Raw genomic sequence first — 19835 nt, forward strand, 5'->3', positions numbered from 1 at the left:
CCGGATACGATCGGTCGGTGGAGACGCGGGAGTTGCGATACTTCGTCGCTGTCGCCGAGGAGTTGCACTTCGGGCGGGCGGCACAACGGCTCGCGATGGCGCAGCCACCGTTGTCGCGGGCGATCCAGCAACTGGAACGGCGGCTCGGCGTCGTTCTGCTGTACCGCACTGCTCGCACAATCACGTTGACCGAGGCCGGGTCAGTGCTGCTGCGGGAGGCCCGGACCGCGCTCTACGCGGTCGAAGCCGCCGAGCGGCGCACCCGCCGCGCCGCGGCCGACCAGCCGAGTGTGGTGCTGGCGGCCAAGGCCGGAGCGTCTACGGAACTGTTGTCGAAGCTCCTGGACGCCTACGCCGCTGAGCCGGGCGCCGTTGCCGTCGAGGTGGTGCTGTGCGGGCCCGGCGAGCCGGAGAGTCTGCTGCGCACCGGGCGTGCCGACGTTGCTCTGCTCCACCGGCCGTACGACACAACAGCCGGATTCGACACCGAGGATCTGCACACCGAACGGCAGGTGGTGGTCCTGCCCGCGGGTCATCCCCTCGCCGACCGGGCGCAGCTGTCGTTGGCCGAGATCAACGCCCAGACGGATCTGCCCCTGCCGCGCTGGCCTCGAGGGGACGGCACCTATCCGGACGGCCCAGGCCCGCAGATCCGCGACCAGACCCAACTGTTCCAACTGATCGCGCTCGGACTGGCGTGCGTCGTCGCGCCCGAGTCGCTCGGAGACCAACTGGGCGACGACCATGCCGTCGTGCCGGTGCCGGACGCACCTGCCGTCACGACCGTGATCGCCTGGCCACCACACAGCAGATCCACAGTCGTTGCCGACCTCGTCCACACCGCGACACGCCTTTAACCGGCTGGCGTCAACGAGGTCATAGCCGGCAACGCCTAGCTCGGGCGCGGTCGGAGCGCCTCGGCGAGAATCTGCGCGAGATGGGCGGGGGCCCGTGGGGTCGCCTGGGCGATCTGGGTCCGGCAGCTGAAGCCGTCGGCCAGCACAGTGGTTGTCTCGGGCAACGCTCGTACGGCGGGAAGCAGCGTGCGTTCGCCTACGGCCTTGGAGACGTCGTAGTGGTCGCGCTCGAAGCCGAAGTTGCCGGCGAGACCGCAGCAGCCCGGGTCCGCGAGACCGGCCTCGATACCGGCCGCCGCCATCAGTTTGCGGTCGGCATCGAAGCCGAGGACAGCGTGCTGGTGACAGTGCGGTTGGACGAATGCCGCTCCGCCGATCTGAGGCGGCTGCCAGCCGGATTCGACGAGGAGCTCCGAGAACGTGCGGATGTTCGCGGCCGCCGACGCGGCGAGAGGATTGTCGACAAGCAGAGCAGGCGCGTCGTGGCGGAAGGCCGCCGTACAGCTGGTCTCGAGACCGATGATCGGGGTGCCGGCCTCGAGATGCGGCGCGAGTACGCCGAGGGAGCGGGTGAGGACACGGCGCGCTCGGGTGAGCTGACCGGTCGAGATCCAGGTGAGGCCGCAACACACCGGCTTCGCCGGCACCACAACCTCGAACCCGGCCGTTTCCAGCACAGCCACCGCGGCCCGCCCGATCTCCGGCGCAAGGTAGTTGGTAAACGTATCCGGCCACAACACCACCCGCCCCGCACTCCCGGGCTCCGCACTCCCCGCCCAGGCGCCCTCCAACCCCATACGTTCCGGTCCCGCACCCTCCAGCCCGGCGCTCCCCGGCCCCGCTCCCGCTGGCCCCACACCCTCCGGCCCCGCGCTCCCCGGCCCCGCTCCTGCTGGCCCCGCACCCTCCAGCCCCGCACCCTCCGGCCGGGCGTGCTTCTGCCGGGTGGCTTGGTGGGTGAACCAGTGGGTGAAGGTTTCCGGGGCGAAAGGTGGGACCTCGCGTTCGGCGGCGATGCCTCCGAGGCGCTTGGTCAGGGGTAGGCGGGCGAAGCGGTTCGCTACACCGGGTGCGTGGGACGCGAGGCGCGACCACAGCGGCAGCCAGCCCATCGACCAGTGCGACAGCGGGCGGGCCCACGGGCGGCGCGCGTAGTGGTGGTGGGTGAACTCGGCCTTGTACGTCGCCATGTCGACGTTCACCGGGCAGTCCGACAGACATCCCTTGCACGACAGGCAGAGATCGAGCCCGTCGCGTACCTCGGCCGATCGCCACCCGTCGGTGATCAGGTCGCCCTGCAGCATCTCCCACAGCAGGTGCGCACGCCCGCGCGTCGAGTGCAGTTCCTCGCGCGTGACCTGGTAGCTCGGGCACATCACGCTGCCGGACGTCTGCCGGCACTTCCCGATCCCCACGCACCGCCGCTGCGCCTGCGCGAAGTCGTGCCCGTCGTCCGGGTAGTCGAAGATTGTCGGCAATCTACGATCCTTGGCCGACCCGTCGTGCCGGATCGCGAGGTCGAGCGGCGGCGGGTCGACGATCGCGCCCGGGTTCAGCACGCCCGCCGGGTCCCAGATCCGCTTCAGCTCGCCGAACAGCGCGACCCCATCGGCGCCGTACATCTTGCTCAGCAGTTCGCCGCGCGCCCGCCCGTCCCCGTGCTCGCCGGACACCGAGCCGCCCAGCCCGACCACCAGGTCAGCGGCCTGCTCGACGAACTCCCGGTACGTCGCGATGCCCCGCCCGCTCAACAGATCGAAGTCGATCCGCATGTGCATGCAGCCCTCGCCGAAGTGCCCGTACGACGCGCCGGACAGACCGTGCCGCCCGAGCAACTCGTCGAGGCCGCGCAGGTACGCGCCCAAACGCTCCGGCGGTACGGCGGCGTCCTCCCAACCACCCCACGCCTCGGCTCCGTCCGCGCGCCGCGTCGCCAGGCCCGCGGCGTCCGTACGGCACCGCCACAGCACCGCCTGCGCCCGCGGATCGGTCACCAGACTCGCCGTGGCACCGGAATCCCGCAGTTCGTCGAGCATCGCGCGGGCAGCTGCGGCGGCCGCCAGTTCGTCCTCGCCGCCGATCTCGACCAGGAGCCAGGCGTTCCCGGCCGGCAGCCCGGCGTGGACCGCCGCGTCCCGTACCTCGGTCGGCAGCCTGTCGACAAGCTCGTTGTTGATCGACTCCATCGTGAGCGGCGCGTGCCGCAGCACGGCCGGTACGCAGTCCGCCGACGTGATCGAGTCGGCGAACCCGAGCACACACAGAACCTTTGCCTTGGGCAACTCCACGAGCCGGACGGTGGCGCGGAGGGTCGCGGCGAGACCGCCCTCGCTGCCGGCCAGCAGACCGGCGACGTTGTAGCCGTACTCCGGCAGCAGACGGTGCAGCGCGTACCCGGAGATCTGCCGGGTTAACTGCCCGAACCGGCGGCGGATCAGCAACTCGTTCCGGCCGGCGAAGTCCTGCAGAGCTCGATGCAACTCCCCTTCACGCCCCGGTCGACGGGCCAGCTCGGCACGCCGATCCTGCCCGGGATCGGCCGCCCCGCCCGATCCGTCACCGGGTGCGTCGAGGGTCAGACGGGTTCCGTCGGCGAGGACGACGTCGAGCGATTGCAGATTGTCGGCAGTCGTACCCCAGGCGACCGAGTGGGCGCCGCACGCGTTGTTCGCGATCATGCCGCCGAGAGTGGCCCGGCTCGCCGACGACGGATCCGCGCCGAACGCCAGCCCGTACGGTCGCGCGGCCGCCAGCAGATCCGTCAGTACGACGCCCGGCTCGACGACCGCCGTCCGCGCGGCCGCGTCGATGCCGAGGATCCGGCGCACATGCCTGGACGCGTCGATCACGACGCCACCGACCCGGAACTCGCCGACCCCGACACCGACGCCGATCGCGTTGCCCGCCATCGACGTACCCCCGCCCCGCAGCACGACCGGCGCGCCGGCGGCTGCGGTCAGCGAGACAGCCGCCGCCAGGTCCTCGGCATCGGCCGGTACGACGACCAGGTCCGGCACCGCGCGGTAGTTCGACCCGTCCGTCGCGTACAGCGCGCGCGTCCGCCGATCGTCGCCGACCTCGCCCTGGAGCTCCCGGCGCAACGTCGCGACCAGCCGCGCGGCGTCGTACGCCGCAGATCCGGAGCCGGAGCGCTCTGGGGTTAACATTGTCGACAATCTACCTTTCGGTCGTTCGACCAGCCAGGAGGCCAGATGGTCACGGTAGGACTCCTTTACCCCGGACACAGCGCGGAGGACGACTACCCGTCGCTCGAGGCCCGACTCGACGGTTCCGTGAAGCTGCCGGTCGTCATCACCTCGGTCGGCGAGGACGCGCACCGGGTCGACGCCCTGCTCGACCTCGGCCGCGCGGAACGGCTGGCCGAGGGCGCCGCCGAGCTCGCGCCGTCGCGGCCGGACGCGGTGATGTGGGCCTGCACCTCGGGCAGCTTCGTGTTCGGCCCGGAGGGCGCGAACATCCAGGCAGCCGGCGTTGCGCAGGCGCTCTGCGTCCCGGCGTCCTCGACCTCGATCGCGTTCGTCGACGCGTGCCGGACGCTCGAGCTGAAGCGAGTCGCCGTCGCCGCGTCGTACCCCGAGGACGTCGCGCAGCACTTCGTCCGGTTCCTGACCGCGGGCGGCCTCGACGTGGTGTCGATGGGCAGCAACGGAATCGTCACCGCCGCGGAGGTCGGGACGCTCGCGCCCGAGCAGGTGGTGGCGATGGTGAAGGCGGCCGACCACCCGGACGCCGAGGCGGTGCTGGTGCCGGACACCGCGATGCACACGCTCGAGATCGTCGACGATCTGGAGGCCGCCGTCGGCAAACCGGTGCTGACCGCGAACCAGGTGACGGTCTGGAAGGGGCTCCAGTTGGCCGGGCCTGTACCGTCTTTGCCACATCTGGGGACGTTGTTCGCCACAAGGGGGAATTCGGAGTGACCAGTTACATCGAGCCGCTGGCCCAGGAGTCGACGCCGAGCATCATCGCCGACAAACTGCGCAAGGCCATCGGCCACGGGGAGCTGAAGCCCGGCGCGCAGCTCGGCGAGGCCGACCTGGCCCGCAAGCTCGGCGTCAGCCGCGGGCCGCTGCGCGAAGGCATGCAGCGCCTGACCCAGGAGGGTCTGCTGGTCTCGATCCGCAACCGCGGCCTGTTCGTCATCGACATGACGCCGGACGACATCCGCGACATGTACCTCGCCCGCGAGGCGGTCGAGCGCGCTGCGATCCAGAAGATCCTCTGCGGCGACCACGCGTCCGCGGGGACGGCGCTGTGCGCGGTCGCCGACCGGATGCTGGCCGCCGACGGCGACCCGGCAGCGATCGGCGACCTCGACATCGAGTTCCACGAGCTCCTCGTCCGGCTGGCCGGCAGCCCGCGGTTGTCGCGGATGCACCAGACGTCGATCATCGAGACCCGGATGTGCATCCACGCGCTCGAGGAGACCTACCTCGCCGCCGACGCCCGCGCCATCGAGCACAACAACCTCGGCGAGGCGATCCGCGACGGCGACGCCGAGCGCGCCGAACGGCTCCTGATCGCGCACATGGACGACGCCATCGAGCGCCTCGTCAACCGCTGACCGGACCACTTGTTCAGTCAGTGACCGCGATCCCGATGTACTTGGTCTCGAGGAACTCGTCGATCCCCACCGCGCCGCCCTCGCGGCCGAGCCCGGACTGCTTCACGCCGCCGAACGGCGCGGCGGGGTTCGACACGACGCCCTGGTTCAGCCCGACCATCCCGGTCTCGAGCGCCTCCGCGACCCGCAACGCCCGCCGCAGGTCGTTGGTGAACACGTAGGCGACCAGCCCGTACTCGGTGTCGTTCGCCGCCCGCACGACCTCGTCATCGGCGTCGAACGGCGTCAGCGGCGCCACCGGGCCGAAGATCTCCTGGTCCGCCATCGCGGCCTCCCGCGGTACGCCGGTCAGGACCGTCGGCGGATAGAAGTACCCGCTTCCCGCGGGCACGTCTCCCCCGGTGAGCACGGTCGCGCCGCGCCCGACCGCGTCCGCGACGAGTGACCGGACCTTCTCGCGTCCGGCCTCGTCGATCAGCGGGCCGACGTCGACGCCGGGCTCGGTCCCGCGCCCGACCGTCAGCGCGGCCATCCGCTCCGCGAGCCGCCGGCCGAACTCGTCGATCACGGAGGCGTGCACGAAGATCCGGTTCGCCGCCGTACAGGCCTCGCCCATGTTCCGCATCTTCGCCGCGATCGCGCCGGTCACCGCCTCGTCCAGGTCGGCGTCCTCGAACACGATGAACGGCGCGTTGCCGCCGAGCTCCAGCGACGTCCGCAGCACCTTCTCCGCGCACTGCTCGAGCAGCATCCGGCCGACCCGCGTGGAGCCGGTGAAGGACAACTTGCGCGCCAGCCCGGAGCGGATCAGCGGCTCCATCACGCCGCCCGCGTCCATCGCGGTGACGCAGTTGACGGCGCCCGCCGGCACGCCGGCCTCGGCCAGGATGCCCATCAACGCCAGCATCGACAGCGGCGTTTGATGGGCGGGCTTGATCACGCTCGTACAGCCGGCCGCGATCGCCGGGCCGAGCTTGCGGGTGCCCATCGCCATCGGGAAGTTCCACGGGGTGATCAGCAGGCACGGGCCGACCGGCTGCCGGGTGATCAGGAAGCGGGCGTTCCCGGCCGGCGCGGTCTGGTACCCGCCGTCGATCCGCACCGCTTCACCCGCGAAGTGCCGGAAGAACTCGGCCGCGTACGCGATCTCACCGCGGGCCTCGCGCAGCGGCTTGCCCATCTCCAGCGTCATCAGCAACGCCAACTCGTCGGCGCGTTCCATCAGCAGCTCGTACGCCGTCATCAGCATGTCAGCGCGTTCACCCGGTGCGGTCCGGGCGAAGTCGCGCTGGGCGGCGACCGCTGCCTCGAGCGCGGCCCGGCCGTCCGCCGGCGACGCGTCGGCGACCGCGCACAGCACCTCACCGGTCGACGGATCGACCACGTCGAACGTCGCACCGCGGGTCGCCTCGACCCATTTCCCGCCGACGAACAACCGCTTCTCGACCCCGTCGACCACCCTCGCCTCACCGGCCGACCTTGCGCCCGACCTTTCGCCCGGCGTGTTACCCGGCCCGTGCCCCAGCCTGTGGCCTGGCTGGTCGTCCGGCCCGCCGTCCGGCCCGTGGCCTGGCTGGTCGTCCGGCTTGTCGTAGGGCTGGTTGTTCGGCTCGTCGTTGCTCATTCGCACCCCTTCACCGGCCTCGACTGCTGAGATACGCTGATTGTCGACAATCTACCAGTCGACATGTGGAGGGGAAGTCGTGGCCGAGCTCTCGCAGATCCTGAAACAGGCGACCGGCGTGGTCGCCGCCCGCGGCGTGGGCGTCCAGCTGTTCGACGAGGACGACCGGCGGTACCTGGACTTCACCGCCGGCATCGGCGTGACGTCGACCGGGCACTGCCATCCGCGGGTGGTCGCGGCGGCGCAGGAGCAGATCGGCCGGATCATCCACGCGCAGTACACGACGGTCATGCACCGGCCGCTGCTCACCCTGGTCGACCGGCTCGGCGAGGTACTCCCCCGGCACCTCGACCGGATGTTCTTCGCGAACTCGGGCAGCGAGGCGATCGAGGCCGCGCTGCGACTCAGCCGGCAGGCGACCGGCCGGCCGAACGTGATCGTGTTCCACGGCGGCTTCCACGGCCGGACCGTGGCCGCGGCCTCGATGACCACGTCCGGCACGAAGTTCCGCTCCGGGTTCAGCCCGTTGATGGCCGGAGTCCACGTGTCGCCGTTCCCGGACCCGGGCCACTTCGGCTGGCCGGTCGAGCAGGCCACCGACTTCGCGCTCAGCCAGCTCGACTACACCCTGCAGACGCTGAGCACGCCGGCCGACACCGCGGCGTTCTTCGTCGAGCCGGTGCTCGGCGAAGGCGGATACGTACCGGCGAACGCGCGGTTCTTCGCGGGCCTGCGCGAGCGCGCCGACGCGCACGGGATCCTGCTGGTGGTGGACGAGGTACAGACCGGCTTCGGGCGGACCGGCAAGTTCTGGGGCGGCGACCACTTCGGATCGCACCCGGACATCCTCGTCACCGCGAAGGGCCTGGCCTCCGGCTTCCCGCTGTCCGGGATCGCCGCGTCGTCGGAGCTGATGGAGAAGGCGTGGCCCGGTTCCCAGGGCGGTACGTACGGCGCGAACGCGGTCGCCTGCGCTGCGGCGCTCGCCACGCTCGACGTGATCGAGGACGAGGGGCTCGTGCAGAACTCCGCCGACCGCGGCGCACAGCTGAAGCAAGCGCTGCGGCTGGTCGCGGACAAGCACGAGCAGATCACCGACGTCCGCGGACTCGGGCTGATGATCGGCAACGAGTTCCGTGACGCAGACGGCAAGCCGGACCCGGTGACGGCCGCCGCGGTCCAGCAGGAGGCGGCGCGGCGAGGTCTGTTGCTACTCACCTGCGGCGCCTGGGGTCAGGTCGTCCGCTTCATTCCCGCACTGGTCGTCTCCCCCGACGAGGTCGACGAAGCCGCCGGCATCTGGTCCGACGCCGTCACCACCGTCCTCGACTGACCCCCGACACAGTCACCACCGTCCTCGACTGACCCCCGACACAGTCACCGCCGTCCCCCGCTGACCCACCACGTCCAGCAGGTCGGCACCCTCGGCCAGTACATGGCAGGCGCCCCGCGTCCGGTCAAGCCGACCGGGCCACCGCCGTCCTCCGTTGACCGCCGACCGGGCCACCACCGACCTCGGCCGACCCCGACCCAATCACCGCCAACCTCGGCCGACCCCGACCCGATCACCGGCTTCCTCGGCTGGCCTGCGAACGAGGGCCGGCCCGCCCTTCCCGGAACACGGTTCGCAGCAGGTGGCGATTGGTTCCGGAAAGCGCGGGCTGGCTTCTCCTGCGTCGACGGGCCTGCGGTCAGGCCTTCGCGTGGGCCGGGTCGAGGGCCACGGGTGGCGGGGCGTCCTCGGTCCCCGGGATCTCGGTGCCGTTGAGCGGGCACCGAGACGTCTCGGGCACCCGGGCGAGCGCGAGCGCACCCACCAGGCAGGCGGCCATCATGTAGTACGCCGGCACCAGCGAGTCGCCCAGCTTCGCCGTCAGCCAGTCGTTGACCGCGGGCGCCGTCCCGCCGAACAGCGACGTCGACACGTTGTACGCGATCGCGAATCCGGCATACCGCACGTGCGTCGGGAACATCGCGGGGAACGTCGCGGAAATCGTCGCCAGCTGCGGCACGTACAGCAGACCGAGCACCGCGAAGCCGATGATCGCGCCGGCCAGGTTCGTCCCCATCAGCAGGAACATCGGCACGCCGAACACGAACAGCCCGGTCAACGACGCCCACCACAGCGGCTTGCGCCCGATCCGGTCAGACGCACGGCCGGCGAACGGCACGAAGACCATCATTGTCAACATTCCGATGATCGGCACGATCAGCGACTGGTCGGCACTCAGGCCGATCTCCTTCTCCAGGTAGGTCGGCATGTAGGTGAGCAGCGTGTAGTTCACGACGTTCAGCGCGATGACCATGCCGCCGAGCCGCAGAATCGGGCCCCAATAGCCGGCCAGCAGGTCCTTGAACTGGGTCGCGGTCTCCTCTTCCTTCTGGCCCTTCGCCTCGAGTTCACGGAAGACCGGGGTGTCCTCCAGCCGGGACCGGAGGTAGACGCCGACCAGACCGAGCGGCGCGGCGACCAGGAACGGCAGCCGCCAGCCCCAGGCGTGCATCGCGTCGTCGCCGAGCACCAGCGAGAAGCCCAGCATCAGCAGCGCGCCGAGCGAGAAGCCGGCCAGCGTGCCGAACTCCAGGAAGCTGCCGAGGAACCCGCGCTTGCGGCTCGGCGCGTACTCGGCCATGAAGGTCGCGGCACCGCCGTACTCGCCACCGGTCGAGAAGCCTTGGATCATCCGCAGCAGTACGAGCAGGATCGGCGCCCAGAGCCCGATCGAGTCGTACGACGGGACCAGACCGGCGAGCAGCGTGGCACCGGACATCATCAGGATCGTGATCGCCAGCACGTGCTTGCGTCCCAGCCGGTCGCCGAGCGGTCCCCAGACCAGGCCGCCGAGCGGGCGGACCAGGAACGAGACGGCGAAGGTCATCAGCGCGAGCAGGGTCTGGCTCTCGGTGTCTCCCGGGAAGATGGCCGCCGAGATGTACGTCACGCCGTACGCGTAGATGCCGTAGTCGAACCATTCGGTCGCGTTCCCGATCGCCGAGGCGGCGATCGCCTTCCTGAGCACCCCGGGCGGCTGCTCCTTTTCGGTGGTGGTCACGGGCGGCCGGTCCTGGGCTCGCCCACCACTGGCCGGCTGCGGGCTCACTGGCGGGGTCTCGGCGTCCACGGTCTTCCTCCTGTCGTCATACGGCCTGGTCCGTGTGCCCACCCGCGCGTTCTCCACACGCCCAACAGCCCAAGTCGTAGTTTTGTTGACAATCCGAAGGTTAGCCATGTGCATTCGTGAACCACAAGCAGTCGTACCCGGTTTGCTCTCCGTGTTCACAGCCCCGTCACATGACCCGGCTCGATCAGCCCTGGCCGATCACCCCAGTCGGCCACACGGCGCGGTCAGCCCGGTCGATCAGCCCAGCGCGCCAGCGCGGCTGGGTCAGTGCGGCTCGGACAGCGCGGCTCAGTGCGGCTCGGTCAGTGCGGCTGGGTCAGTGCGGCTCAGACAGCGCGGCTCAGTGCGGCTCGGTCAGTGCGGCTCGGTCAGTGCGGCTCGGTCAGTGCGGCTCGGCGAGGGAGGCTAGGCCGGCGGTGATTACTGCGATGCCGAACTCGAATCGCTCGTCGCCGGTGGCGCCGGACGTCATCGGCACTGCGAGCGCCACCGTCAGGGGGAATCGGTCCGCCGGCAGTGACGCGAAGTACTCGCGCAACCCGCGGACGAAGCCCTCGACGTCCTCGGGCGTCCAGTTCGAGGCGCTCTGGACCGTCTCCTCGAACGCGATCGCGGTGACGTACAGCGGGATCAGGTCGACGGCCCACGCGGCGGCCTGGTCCGGGATGTTGCCGGCCTTCAGCAGCGCCAGGATCCGCTCGGTGCTGCGCAATGCCCGCTCCCCCAGCGGCACCTGACCGATCGAGGCCCGCGCGACTCCCGGGTTGGCCCGCAGTACGCGCAGCATCTCGCGCATCATCGACTTGAGCTGCTCCTGCCAGCGCTCCGGATCGACCGCCTCGTCGAAGTCCATCTGCGAGGCGGCCCGCTCGACCAGTAACTGGTCGAGCTCCCGCTTGTTCGCGACGTGGGCGTAGAGCGACGCCGGGCCGGTGCCGAGCTCCTGCGCGACCTTCCGCATCGAGACCGCGTCGTACCCGTTGCTGACCAGGACACGCATCGCGGCGTCGACGATCCGCTCGCGGTTGAGCGGCTCCTTCGCGGCGCGGGCGGGCTTCGCGGGGCTGATCGGCTGCCACGGGTGCTGGGTCATACGAACACTGTACTTGACGCGAACACCGTTCGGGAGTAGAACAGTGTTCGTCAACGAACACTGTTCGCCAATCCTGAAGGGCCAACGATGAGCACCACACTCGACAACTCACCCAACACCACACCCGGCACGACGCCAGGCAGCACGCCCCGCACCACCACCGGCACCACATCCGACTCCACGACGGCCCCGCGCGGTACGCCGTACCGGTGGCGGTGGATCGTACTCGCCACGATCCTGGTCGCCGAGATCATGGACCTCGTCGACGCGACGATCGTCAACATCGCGGCCCCGTCGATCCGCGCCGAGCTCGGCGGGTCGGAGTCGGCCATGCAGTGGATGCTGGCCGGCTACACGCTGGCCTTCGCGATCGGCCTGATCACGTTCGGCCGGCTCGGCGATCTGGTCGGCCGGCGGCGGCTGTTCGTGATCGGGGCCCTCGGCTTCACGGTCGCGTCCGCGGTCTGCGGCCTCGCGACCAGCCCGGAACTACTGATCGGCAGCCGGGTCGCGCAGGGCCTGCTCGGCGCGGTGATGATCCCGCAGGGCTTCGCGATCCTGAAGTCGATCTTCCCGTCCGAGGAGCTCGGCAAGGCGTTCGCGATGTTCGGCCCGGTGATGGGACTGTCGGCGGTCGCGGGCCCGATCCTGGCCGGCGTCCTGATCGACGCCAACTGGTTCGACGCCGGCTGGCGGACCATCTTCTTCATCAACGTCCCGGTCGGCATCGCCGCACTCGTCGGCGCGCTCCGCTTCATGCCCGAGGTCAAGACGCCCGGCGCGTCCCGGCTCGACGCCGCGGGTGTCGCCCTGGTCAGCCTCGCGTCCGGCCTGCTGATCTACCCGCTCGTCCAGGGCCGTGAGCTCGGGTGGCCGTTGTGGACAATCCTGATGTTGACCAGCTCGGTCGCGGTCTTCGCTCTGTTCGGCTGGCGCGAGCGCCGGTCGGGCAATCCGGTCATCGACCCGTCGCTGTTCCGCAACCGCGGGTACGTCGCCGGTCTCGGCGTGATCACCACGTTCTTCCTCGCGATGAACGGCTTCATGCTGGTGTTCAACCTGTTCACCCAGCTCGGCCTGCACTACAGCCCGCTGAAGGCCGGCCTCGCGATGGTGCCGTTCTCGCTCGGCATCGCGATCGGCGCGCCGCTGTCGGCCGCGCTGCTCGCCCCGAAGCTCGGGCGCAAGGCACTCCAGCTCGGCATCGCGGTGATGACGGTCGCGATGGCCGGCGTCTGGTTCACGCTGCACACCCAGGGCGACACGACCACGATCTGGAACCTGGTCCCCGCGACGCTGGCCACCGGCATCGGCGCCGGCATGGTGTTCGCGCCGCTGTTCGACATCATCCTGGCCTCGATCGACGACCAGGCCGCGGGCTCGGCGTCCGGCGTCCTGACCGCGATGCAGCAGTACGGCGGCGCGATCGGCGTCGCGGTGATCGGCACGATCTTCTTCCAGCTGCTGCCGAGTCACGCGTTCCTGGGCGCGACCAAGACGTCGGTCCTGGTCGCGATCGGCCTCTTCGTCGTCAGCCTCGCGGTGTCGTACCTACTGCCGAAGCGGGCCCGCGAGGAAAGCGTCAGTCACGGCTGACGAAACCTTCCTTCACCAACCAGTCCATGGCGACGTCGGCGGGCTCACGTCCCGTCGACGTCGACTTGTGCGTTGAGGTCGATCAGCACCTCGTCGGTCAGCTTGTCCGACACCGGCTGCAGCAGGTCCCGCAGCTGCGGGTACTTGTCCAGCACCTTCTGGCTGATCGCCGGAGCTACGTTGTACGCCGGGAAGTACCTCTTGTCGTCCTGCAGCACCGCACCGGTGTCGAGCGTCCGGATGTTGTCTCGCGGTACGCCGGAACCCAGCGGGACGCTTCCGCAGTCCGGGCACGCCGAAGCCCCCGGTCACCGCGGTGATCGGGGGCTTCGGGTGCTTCAGCTCAGTTGAACGAATCGCCGCAGGCGCAGGAGCCGGTGGCGTTCGGGTTGTCGATCGTGAAGCCCTGCTTCTCGATGGTGTCGACGAAGTCGATCGTCGCGCCCTTCAGGTACGGCGCGCTCATCCGGTCCGTGACGACGCTCACGCCACCGAAGTCGGCCACCACGTCACCGTCGAGCTGACGCTCGTCGAAGAACAGCTGGTACCGCAGTCCGGAGCACCCGCCCGGCTGCACGGCGACCCGCAGCGCGAGGTCGTCGCGGCCTTCCTGGTCGAGCAGCGCCTTCACCTTGGAGGCGGCCCCGTCGGTGAGGAGAACACCCGTGGCCACGGCCTGCTCGGTCTGCGCTTCAGTCATCCCTGACTCCAGTCATCTACTCAAGTGCCCGGCCTACGGCTGCCCCGGCACGGAAGTCTCTTGTCAACACGTGCCAACATCGGCCGGCGCGCGCTCATTCCCATGGTCGCACACCAATTTCACAGATCAACGATCCCGGTCACGAGGTGATCAACCAGTCATCGCGCGCCGATCACCGGGCCCAGGTCCGGGCGACACGCTCCGCGACCGTCGCGAGCGACCCCTGCGGGTCCGCGAAGGCCTGCTCCTCGCCGACCACGTCGACCAGCGCGTACGCCGACTCGACGCCCATCGTGCGCATCTCGCGGGACCCGATCAGGACCTTCCCGGCCAGCACGACACACGGCCGCATCGCGTCGTTGGCCACCTTCGCGACGCCGGCGATCACCTTGCCGTCGCGGGACTGGAAGTCGAACGCGCCCTCGCCGCTCAGCACCAGGTCGACCTGCGACGCCTTCTGCTTCAGCCCGGTCAGCTCGGCGACCAGGTCGATGCCGGAGACCCGCTCGGCACCGAGCAGGAGCAGCGCGTACCCGAGGCCGCCCGCCGCGCCCGCGCCCTTGTGGTCTGCGGTCTTCCGGCCGGCCAGCTCGGCGAAGTGCGTCAGCCAGCCGTCGACTACCGGCTTGCGCTCGTCGGTGATGCCCTTCTGGGCGCCGAACACGCTGGTCGCTCCGCGCAGCCCGAGCATCGGGTTCTCCACGTCGCTCGCCGCGACGAACTCCACCCCGGCGACGCGCTCCCGGGCCGGGGCGAGATCGACCGAGGCCAGCTCGGCCAGCCCCGCGGCACCCGCGTCCAGCCGACCGCCCTCGGCCGTCGCTCCGAGCGCGGCGAGCAGACCCGCGCCGGCGTCGTTCGTCCCGGAGCCGCCGAGGCCCAGGATGATCCGCCGCGCGCCGGCGTCCACGGCCGCGGTGATGAGCTGGCCCACGCCGTACGTCGTCGCGTCCTCGGGGCGGCGCTGCTTCGGCTCCACCAGGTGCAGCCCGCACGCCTGCGCGGTTTCGACGTACGCCGTCTCCCCCGCCAGCAGCACTGTCGCCGGGGTCTCTTCGCCGAGCGGTCCGCGGACGGTGACCGACAGGAGCTTGCCGTCGACCACGGCGGACAGCACGTCGATGAAGCCCGGGCCGCCGTCGGCCATCGGCGCGACGAGCACCTCGGCCTCCGGATCCCGCCGCCGCCACCCTTCCTCGATGGCCGCCGCAGCCTCCACGGCCGTCAGCGTCCCCGCGAACTTGTCCGGCGCAATCAGAATCCGCATGCGCACATCCTCTCCCACCCGCTGCGGTTGACGGCGTCCGGTGCCACCAGTTGGATCGGTGGATGAAGACGATCCTGTTCGCGTTACGGGTGAGTGACCTGGAGCGGTCGTTGAGGTTCTACGCCGCGGTCGGGTACGTCGAGCTGAGCAAGATCCCGGCCGACGACGGGTCCAGCCTGGTCTGGCTCCGGCTGCCCGGTGAGTCGTCGGTGTCGCTCGAGCTCGTCCACCGGCCTGCCGACGGGCCGGTCGAGGTGCGCGGGTTCGAGCACTTCGCGATCGAGGTCGAGTCGCTCGCCGAAACCGTCGACCGCCTCACCGCCGGCGGCCTGCACCCTGGCGCCGTCGAACTCCCCGGCGGCGCGGACGGCCCGAAGACGTCCTGGGTCGTCGACCCTGACGGCTACCGCATCGAACTCGTCGAGTGGCCGCCCTCCGGGGCACCGACGTTCGACTGATGGACTCAACGAAGGAGGGAACCGATCGCAGGTAGTGCACCGCTGAGACGGTGTACGCGCTGAGCGGAACACGGTCAAGTGCACCACCCAGCCGCCAGACACTACCTGTCGATCGGCACAGCTCACCGCCGGAACAGGCGACGGAGTAACAGCGCCAACGCGGCACCGATCAGGTACGGAGCCGCGCGGCGGGCGAGCATCGGTAGCAGGGTGCTGCCGAGGTCCAGGGCGACCGCGTCGGACTCCGGTTCGGTCGGTGGTTCCCGCACCGGTGTCTCGGCCTGTGGCTCGGCCTGTGGCTCGGCCCCTGGCTGGGTCGCGGGTTCGGGCTGGGCTTCCGCGGTGGTGCCCAGCTTGGTCTTCAGGCAGGCGGTGAACTGGTCGAGGAGTTTGTCCGAGACCTCCTGGATCAGGCCGCGGCCGAACTGCGCGGGACGGCCGGTGATGGTCAGTTCGGTGTCGACCGACACCTCGGTGGACCCGTCCGCCGTACCGGTCAGCCTCGTGGTGACGTGCGCGCTCGCCGTGCCGTTGCCGCGCCGGTCCTTGCCCTTGGCCTCGATCACGGCATGGTGATCGCTCTCGTCGCGCTCGACGAACGTGCCGGTGCCCGTGTACTGCAGGGACACCGGCCCGAGCTTCACCTTGCACGACCCGGTGAAGTCGTCACCCTCGTACGACTCCAGGGTGGCGCCGGGGAAACACGGCACCACCCGTTCGAGGTCGTTGAACGCCGACCAGGTCTGCTCGACCGGCGCCGGTACGACGAACTTGTGCTCGAGCTTCACGCCGTACCTGCCGCTGCCAGGACCGCGCGCCTCGTGAGCACCGTGGCGAGATGCCGCCGGTAGTCGGCGTCACCGTTGAGGTCGGTGACCGGCGACGTCCCGTCCGCTGCCCGCGCCGCGGCCTCCCGTACGGCGTCGGCGGTGGCGGGCTGCCCGACCAGGGCCGCCTCGACCGCGGTCGCCCGGACCGGGGTCGGCCCCATGTTGCCGAGTCCGACTCTTGCCTCCGCGATCGCCCCGCCGTCGACCCGCACGGCCGCGCCGACCGACACGATCGACCAGGCCTGCGCGACCCGGCTGAACTTCTCGTAGTGCGCACCCCATCCGGTGTACTTCGGCACCCGGACCTCGACGAGCAGTTCGTCGTCACCGAGCGCCGTACTGAAGATGCCCTCGAAGAAGTCCGCGGCCGGCACGGTACGCCGTCCGCCGGCGCCCGCGATCACGAACGACGCGTCCAGCGCCACCGCCACGACCGGCAGGTCCGCCGCCGGGTCCGCGTGCGCCAGCGACCCGCCGAACGTGCCGCGGTGCCGGATCTGCGGATCGCCGACCGTTGCCGTCGCCAACGAGATCAGCTGGGCGTGTTCGGCGACCAGCGGATCCGTCTGCACCGTGCTGTGCGGGGTCATCGCGCCGATCACCAGCGCGTCGCCGTCGTCGCGCACGCCGCGCAGATCGTCGATCTTCCCAATGTCGACAATCGTCTCGGGCGCCGCCAGCCGCAGCCGCAACGCAGGCATCAGGCTCTGCCCGCCCGCGAGCACCTTCGCGTCGGCGTGCTCCCGCAGGAGCCCCAGCGCCTCGTCGACCGTCGTGGGAGCGAAGTACTCGAACGCCGCCGGGATCATGAGTTCCTTCCTTCCTGGATCGCCTTCCAGACGCGGTACGGCGTGCACGGCATCGGCACGTCCGTGACGCCCATCGGCCGCAGCGCGTCGACGATCGCATTGACGACAGCCGGCGTCGACGCGATCGTCCCCGCCTCACCGACCCCCTTCACGCCCAGCTGGTTCGTCGTCGCCGGAGTCTCGGTCCGCGCCGTGTCGAACCCTGGCAGGTCAGGCGCCCCCGGCAGCAGGTACTGGTCGAACGATCCGGTGACCAGCGTCCCGGACTCGTCGTGCACGGCCTCCTCGTAGAGCGCCTGCGCGATGCCCTGCGCGAGCCCGCCGTGCACCTGGCCCTCGACGATCAACGGGTTCACCACCACGCCGACGTCGTCGACGGCGACGTACGACCGGATCTTCGTCCCGCCGGTCTCGGTGTCGACCTCGACCGCGCACAGGTGCGTGCCGTGCGGGAACGAGAAGTCGTCCGGGTCGAGCGTCGCGTCCGCGTCCAGGCACCCCTCGGCGGACCCGTCGAGCTTGTGTCCCTGGAACACCGCGAACGCCAGCTCGGCCATCGTCATCCCGGCCTCCGTACCGCGGACGCCGTACCGCCCGGCGGTGAACTCCAGGTCGTCCGCGTTCGCCTCCAGCAGCTGCGCCGCGATCGGTTTCGCCTTCTCGATCACCTTGTCCGCGGCGGCCAGCACCGCCATCCCACCGACCGCGAGCGAGCGCGACCCGTAGGTGTCGAGCCCGCGGACGGCGACCTGCGTGTCGCCGTGCAGCACTTCGACGTCCTCGAACGCCACACCCAGCCGGTCCGCGACGATCTGGCTCCACGCCGTCTCGTGCCCCTGACCGTGCGGGCTCGTCCCGGTCACCACCTCGACCTTCCCGGTCGGCAGCATCCGCACCGACGCGTGCTCCCAGCCGCCGCCGACGTACCCCATCGAGCCGAGCCAGCGCGACGGCGCCAGCCCGCACATCTCGGTGAACGTCGACACGCCGATGCCGAGCTGCACCGGGTCGCCGGACTCCCGGCGCTGCTGCTGCTCGGCCCGCAGGTCGTCGTACCTGAACAGTTCGCGGGCCTTCGCGGTCGCGGCCTCGTAGTTGCCGGAGTCGTAGCGCAGCCCGGACACCGTCGAGAACGGGAACTCCTCGTGCTTGATCCAGTTCTTCTCGCGGATCTCCAGCGGGTCGGCGCCGACCCGGGCGGCCAGCTCGTCCATCAGCCGCTCGATCGCGTACGTCGCCTCGGGACGCCCGGCGCCGCGGTACGCGTCGGTCCACGTCTTGTTCGTGAACACGTTGGTGATGCCGAGGTGGTACGCCGGGAACTTGTAGATCCCGTTGTACATGAACGCACCCAGCAGCGGGATCGCCGACGTGACCAGACCGAGGTACGCGCCCATGTCCGCGATCAGCTCGACCTTCAGCCCGGTGACCGTGCCGTCGGCGTTCGCGGCGAGGGTGACCTGCTGCCACTGGTCGCGTCCGTGGTGCGCGGCCATCAACGACTCGGACCTGGTCTCGTTGTACTTACAGGGCTTCCCGGTCCGCCGCGCCGCGATGACCGTGAGCACCTCCTCCGGCGTGAACTGCAGCTTGCCGCCGAAGCCGCCGCCGACGTCCGGCGCGATCACCCGGACCTTGCTCTCCGGGATGCCGAGCACGAGCGCGATGAAGATCTTCACGAAGTGCGGCACCTGCGTCGAGGACCATACGGTCATCTGTTCGGTGGTCGGATCGACGACGATCGACCGCGGCTCCATGAACGCCGGGATCAGCCGTTGCTGGCGGAACTCCTCCTCGATCACGATGCCGCCGTCGCGGGCGGCCGCGATCGCCGCCTCGACGTCGCCGCCGGTGCCGGACCCGGCCGAGTCGTACGACCAGACCGCGGACACGTTCGTGCCGAGATCCGGGTGCGCGAGCACCTCGTCGCGGGACGCGGCCTTCAGTTCGAGCGCGGGCGGCAGTTCCTCGTAGTCGACGTCGACGAGGTCGGCCGCGTCGCTCGCCTCGGCCGCGGTCCGGGCGACCACCATCGCGACGATCTCGCCGGCGAACGCGACATGGTCGACCGCCATCGACGGGTGCACCGGCGCCTTCTGGTCGGGGATGACCGCCCAGGCGTTCGGCAGCGCGCCCTGTTCGTCGGCGATGTCGGCGCCGGTGATCACCGCGACGACACCGGTCGCCGCTTTCGCCGCCGCGGTGTCGATCGACGTGATCCGGGCGTGCGCGAACGGACTGCGCACCATCGCGATGTGCTGCAGCCCGGGCAGCACGATGTTGTCGGTCCAGCGGGTCCGGCCGGTGACCAGCCGGGCGTCCTCCTTGCGCAGCCGCGCGGTGCCTACCTCGGCGGCCGGGCGTTCCTCGGTGGCGGTCATTGCGCACCTCCCGCGGCGGCGCGGACGGCCTTCACGATGTTCTGGTAGCCGGTGCACCGGCACAGGTTGCCTTCGAGTCCGAGCCGGATGTCCTCGTCGCTGGGATCCGGATTGTCGGCAATCAGATCGATGGATTGCATGATCATCCCGGGCGTGCAGAAACCGCACTGCAAGGCGTGGTTCTCGTGGAAGGCCTGCTGCATCGGGTGCAGCTGACCGTTCGTCGCGAGACCCTCGATGGTGGTGATCTCGTGACCGTCGGCCTGGACCGCGAGCAGCGAGCAGGACTTCACGCTTCGCCCGTCCAGGTGCACTGTGCAGGCGCCGCAGTTGCCGGTGTCACAGCCGACCACGGTGCCCGTCTTTCCCAGTTGCTCGCGCAGGTAAAGCACGAGCAGCGTGCGCGGCTCCACGTCGTCCGTGAAGCTGCTTCCGTCGACCTTCACCGTGATCCGGGTCATCGCCCCGCCTCCAGATGTCCGCAACCGCCGTCTCTTCGAGAGTGCTCCTGTT

Annotated in this window: 17 protein-coding genes; 6 read left to right on the plus strand and 11 right to left on the minus strand. The window is 70.3% G+C overall.

Features of this window, described 5'->3' with window-relative positions; all coding sequences use genetic code 11:
• Nucleotides 1-17 precede the first annotated feature (17 nt).
• The gene (locus AB0L64_RS24690; RefSeq protein WP_363713593.1) at nucleotides 18-857 is read left to right on the plus strand and encodes a LysR family transcriptional regulator; all 840 of its coding nucleotides are present in this window, start codon (nucleotides 18-20) and stop codon (nucleotides 855-857) included.
• A 35-nt stretch (nucleotides 858-892) separates the two neighbouring features.
• On the opposite strand, the gene AB0L64_RS24695 is transcribed toward AB0L64_RS24690, so the two are convergent.
• The gene (locus tag AB0L64_RS24695) at nucleotides 893-4024 is read right to left on the minus strand and encodes an FAD-linked oxidase C-terminal domain-containing protein (protein WP_363713595.1); all 3132 of its coding nucleotides are present in this window, start codon (nucleotides 4022-4024) and stop codon (nucleotides 893-895) included.
• Between the two features lie 45 nt (nucleotides 4025-4069).
• Between AB0L64_RS24695 and AB0L64_RS24700 the strand changes: the two genes are divergently transcribed.
• Together AB0L64_RS24700 and AB0L64_RS24705 are read left to right on the plus strand one after the other, a co-directional pair.
• A complete protein-coding gene (locus AB0L64_RS24700) occupies nucleotides 4070-4798 on the plus strand; it encodes a maleate cis-trans isomerase (protein WP_363713597.1) in 729 nt (242 codons plus the stop codon).
• Nucleotides 4795-5442 (plus strand): GntR family transcriptional regulator, encoded by a 648-nt coding sequence (locus tag AB0L64_RS24705; protein WP_359933159.1) that lies wholly within the window; start codon nucleotides 4795-4797, stop codon nucleotides 5440-5442. The genes AB0L64_RS24700 and AB0L64_RS24705 overlap by 4 nt, the downstream gene beginning before the upstream one ends.
• Nucleotides 5443-5455: 13 nt before the next feature.
• On the opposite strand, the gene AB0L64_RS24710 is transcribed toward AB0L64_RS24705, so the two are convergent.
• On the minus strand, nucleotides 5456-7066 hold the full coding sequence (locus tag AB0L64_RS24710; RefSeq protein WP_363713599.1) for an NAD-dependent succinate-semialdehyde dehydrogenase: 1611 nt from the start codon (nucleotides 7064-7066) through the stop codon (nucleotides 5456-5458).
• 79 nt (nucleotides 7067-7145) lie between these two features.
• Here AB0L64_RS24710 and AB0L64_RS24715 point away from each other — a divergent pair, with 79 nt between their 5' ends.
• On the plus strand, nucleotides 7146-8399 hold the full coding sequence (locus tag AB0L64_RS24715; protein WP_363713601.1) for an aminotransferase class III-fold pyridoxal phosphate-dependent enzyme: 1254 nt from the start codon (nucleotides 7146-7148) through the stop codon (nucleotides 8397-8399).
• A gap of 358 nt (nucleotides 8400-8757) precedes the next feature.
• On the opposite strand, the gene AB0L64_RS24720 is transcribed toward AB0L64_RS24715, so the two are convergent.
• The gene (locus AB0L64_RS24720; protein ID WP_359933154.1) at nucleotides 8758-10119 is read right to left on the minus strand and encodes an MFS transporter; all 1362 of its coding nucleotides are present in this window, start codon (nucleotides 10117-10119) and stop codon (nucleotides 8758-8760) included.
• 451 nt (nucleotides 10120-10570) lie between these two features.
• On the minus strand, nucleotides 10571-11281 hold the full coding sequence (locus tag AB0L64_RS24725) for a TetR/AcrR family transcriptional regulator (protein ID WP_363713604.1): 711 nt from the start codon (nucleotides 11279-11281) through the stop codon (nucleotides 10571-10573).
• A gap of 87 nt (nucleotides 11282-11368) precedes the next feature.
• Between AB0L64_RS24725 and AB0L64_RS24730 the strand changes: the two genes are divergently transcribed.
• Nucleotides 11369-12877 carry a DHA2 family efflux MFS transporter permease subunit gene (locus tag AB0L64_RS24730; RefSeq protein ID WP_363713606.1) on the plus strand — a complete coding sequence of 503 codons (1509 nt, stop codon included), beginning with the start codon at nucleotides 11369-11371 and terminating at the stop codon, nucleotides 12875-12877.
• A gap of 44 nt (nucleotides 12878-12921) precedes the next feature.
• Here the strand turns inward: AB0L64_RS24730 and AB0L64_RS24735 are convergent, their stop codons facing one another.
• The 3 genes from AB0L64_RS24735 to AB0L64_RS24745 form a co-directional block, all read right to left on the minus strand.
• Nucleotides 12922-13095 carry a glycine betaine ABC transporter substrate-binding protein gene (locus tag AB0L64_RS24735; RefSeq protein ID WP_363713607.1) on the minus strand — a complete coding sequence of 58 codons (174 nt, stop codon included), beginning with the start codon at nucleotides 13093-13095 and terminating at the stop codon, nucleotides 12922-12924.
• Nucleotides 13096-13220: 125 nt separating this feature from the next.
• A complete protein-coding gene (locus AB0L64_RS24740) occupies nucleotides 13221-13577 on the minus strand; it encodes an iron-sulfur cluster assembly accessory protein (protein WP_355688408.1) in 357 nt (118 codons plus the stop codon).
• Nucleotides 13578-13749: 172 nt separating this feature from the next.
• Complete coding sequence (locus AB0L64_RS24745) at nucleotides 13750-14844, minus strand: glycerate kinase (protein WP_363713610.1); 1095 nt, start codon at nucleotides 14842-14844, stop codon at nucleotides 13750-13752.
• Between the two features lie 62 nt (nucleotides 14845-14906).
• Between AB0L64_RS24745 and AB0L64_RS24750 the strand changes: the two genes are divergently transcribed.
• Nucleotides 14907-15302, plus strand: a complete 396-nt coding sequence (locus AB0L64_RS24750) for a VOC family protein (protein ID WP_363713612.1) — start codon at nucleotides 14907-14909, stop codon at nucleotides 15300-15302.
• Between the two features lie 122 nt (nucleotides 15303-15424).
• On the opposite strand, the gene AB0L64_RS24755 is transcribed toward AB0L64_RS24750, so the two are convergent.
• The 4 genes from AB0L64_RS24755 to AB0L64_RS24770 are packed head-to-tail and all read right to left on the minus strand — an operon-like array spanning nucleotide 15425 to nucleotide 19783.
• Complete coding sequence (locus tag AB0L64_RS24755) at nucleotides 15425-16090, minus strand: SRPBCC domain-containing protein (protein ID WP_363713614.1); 666 nt, start codon at nucleotides 16088-16090, stop codon at nucleotides 15425-15427.
• Nucleotides 16087-16941 carry a xanthine dehydrogenase family protein subunit M gene (locus tag AB0L64_RS24760; RefSeq protein WP_363713616.1) on the minus strand — a complete coding sequence of 285 codons (855 nt, stop codon included), beginning with the start codon at nucleotides 16939-16941 and terminating at the stop codon, nucleotides 16087-16089. Before AB0L64_RS24760 ends, AB0L64_RS24755 begins: the two co-directional genes overlap by 4 nt.
• Complete coding sequence (locus AB0L64_RS24765) at nucleotides 16938-19322, minus strand: xanthine dehydrogenase family protein molybdopterin-binding subunit (RefSeq protein ID WP_363713618.1); 2385 nt, start codon at nucleotides 19320-19322, stop codon at nucleotides 16938-16940. The genes AB0L64_RS24760 and AB0L64_RS24765 overlap by 4 nt, the downstream gene beginning before the upstream one ends.
• On the minus strand, nucleotides 19319-19783 hold the full coding sequence (locus AB0L64_RS24770; RefSeq protein ID WP_359933135.1) for a (2Fe-2S)-binding protein: 465 nt from the start codon (nucleotides 19781-19783) through the stop codon (nucleotides 19319-19321). The genes AB0L64_RS24765 and AB0L64_RS24770 overlap by 4 nt, the downstream gene beginning before the upstream one ends.
• Nucleotides 19784-19835: the final 52 nt, after the last annotated feature.

Origin of the sequence: Kribbella sp. NPDC051936 (assembly GCF_040680955.1) — a bacterium.
Taxonomy (GTDB): domain Bacteria; phylum Actinomycetota; class Actinomycetes; order Propionibacteriales; family Kribbellaceae; genus Kribbella.

Coding starts and splice junctions, on each gene's coding strand:
- AB0L64_RS24745 (WP_363713610.1), bottom strand. CDS start 14,844: ATGCGGATTCTGATTGCGCCGGACAAGTTCGCGGGGACGCTGACGGCC.
- AB0L64_RS24770 (WP_359933135.1), bottom strand. CDS start 19,783: ATGACCCGGATCACGGTGAAGGTCGACGGAAGCAGCTTCACGGACGAC.
- AB0L64_RS24695 (WP_363713595.1), bottom strand. CDS start 4,024: ATGTTAACCCCAGAGCGCTCCGGCTCCGGATCTGCGGCGTACGACGCC.
- AB0L64_RS24710 (WP_363713599.1), bottom strand. CDS start 7,066: ATGAGCAACGACGAGCCGAACAACCAGCCCTACGACAAGCCGGACGAC.
- AB0L64_RS24760 (WP_363713616.1), bottom strand. CDS start 16,941: ATGATCCCGGCGGCGTTCGAGTACTTCGCTCCCACGACGGTCGACGAG.
- AB0L64_RS24750 (WP_363713612.1), top strand. CDS start 14,907: ATGAAGACGATCCTGTTCGCGTTACGGGTGAGTGACCTGGAGCGGTCG.
- AB0L64_RS24725 (WP_363713604.1), bottom strand. CDS start 11,281: ATGACCCAGCACCCGTGGCAGCCGATCAGCCCCGCGAAGCCCGCCCGC.
- AB0L64_RS24730 (WP_363713606.1), top strand. CDS start 11,369: ATGAGCACCACACTCGACAACTCACCCAACACCACACCCGGCACGACG.
- AB0L64_RS24740 (WP_355688408.1), bottom strand. CDS start 13,577: ATGACTGAAGCGCAGACCGAGCAGGCCGTGGCCACGGGTGTTCTCCTC.
- AB0L64_RS24765 (WP_363713618.1), bottom strand. CDS start 19,322: ATGACCGCCACCGAGGAACGCCCGGCCGCCGAGGTAGGCACCGCGCGG.
- AB0L64_RS24700 (WP_363713597.1), top strand. CDS start 4,070: ATGGTCACGGTAGGACTCCTTTACCCCGGACACAGCGCGGAGGACGAC.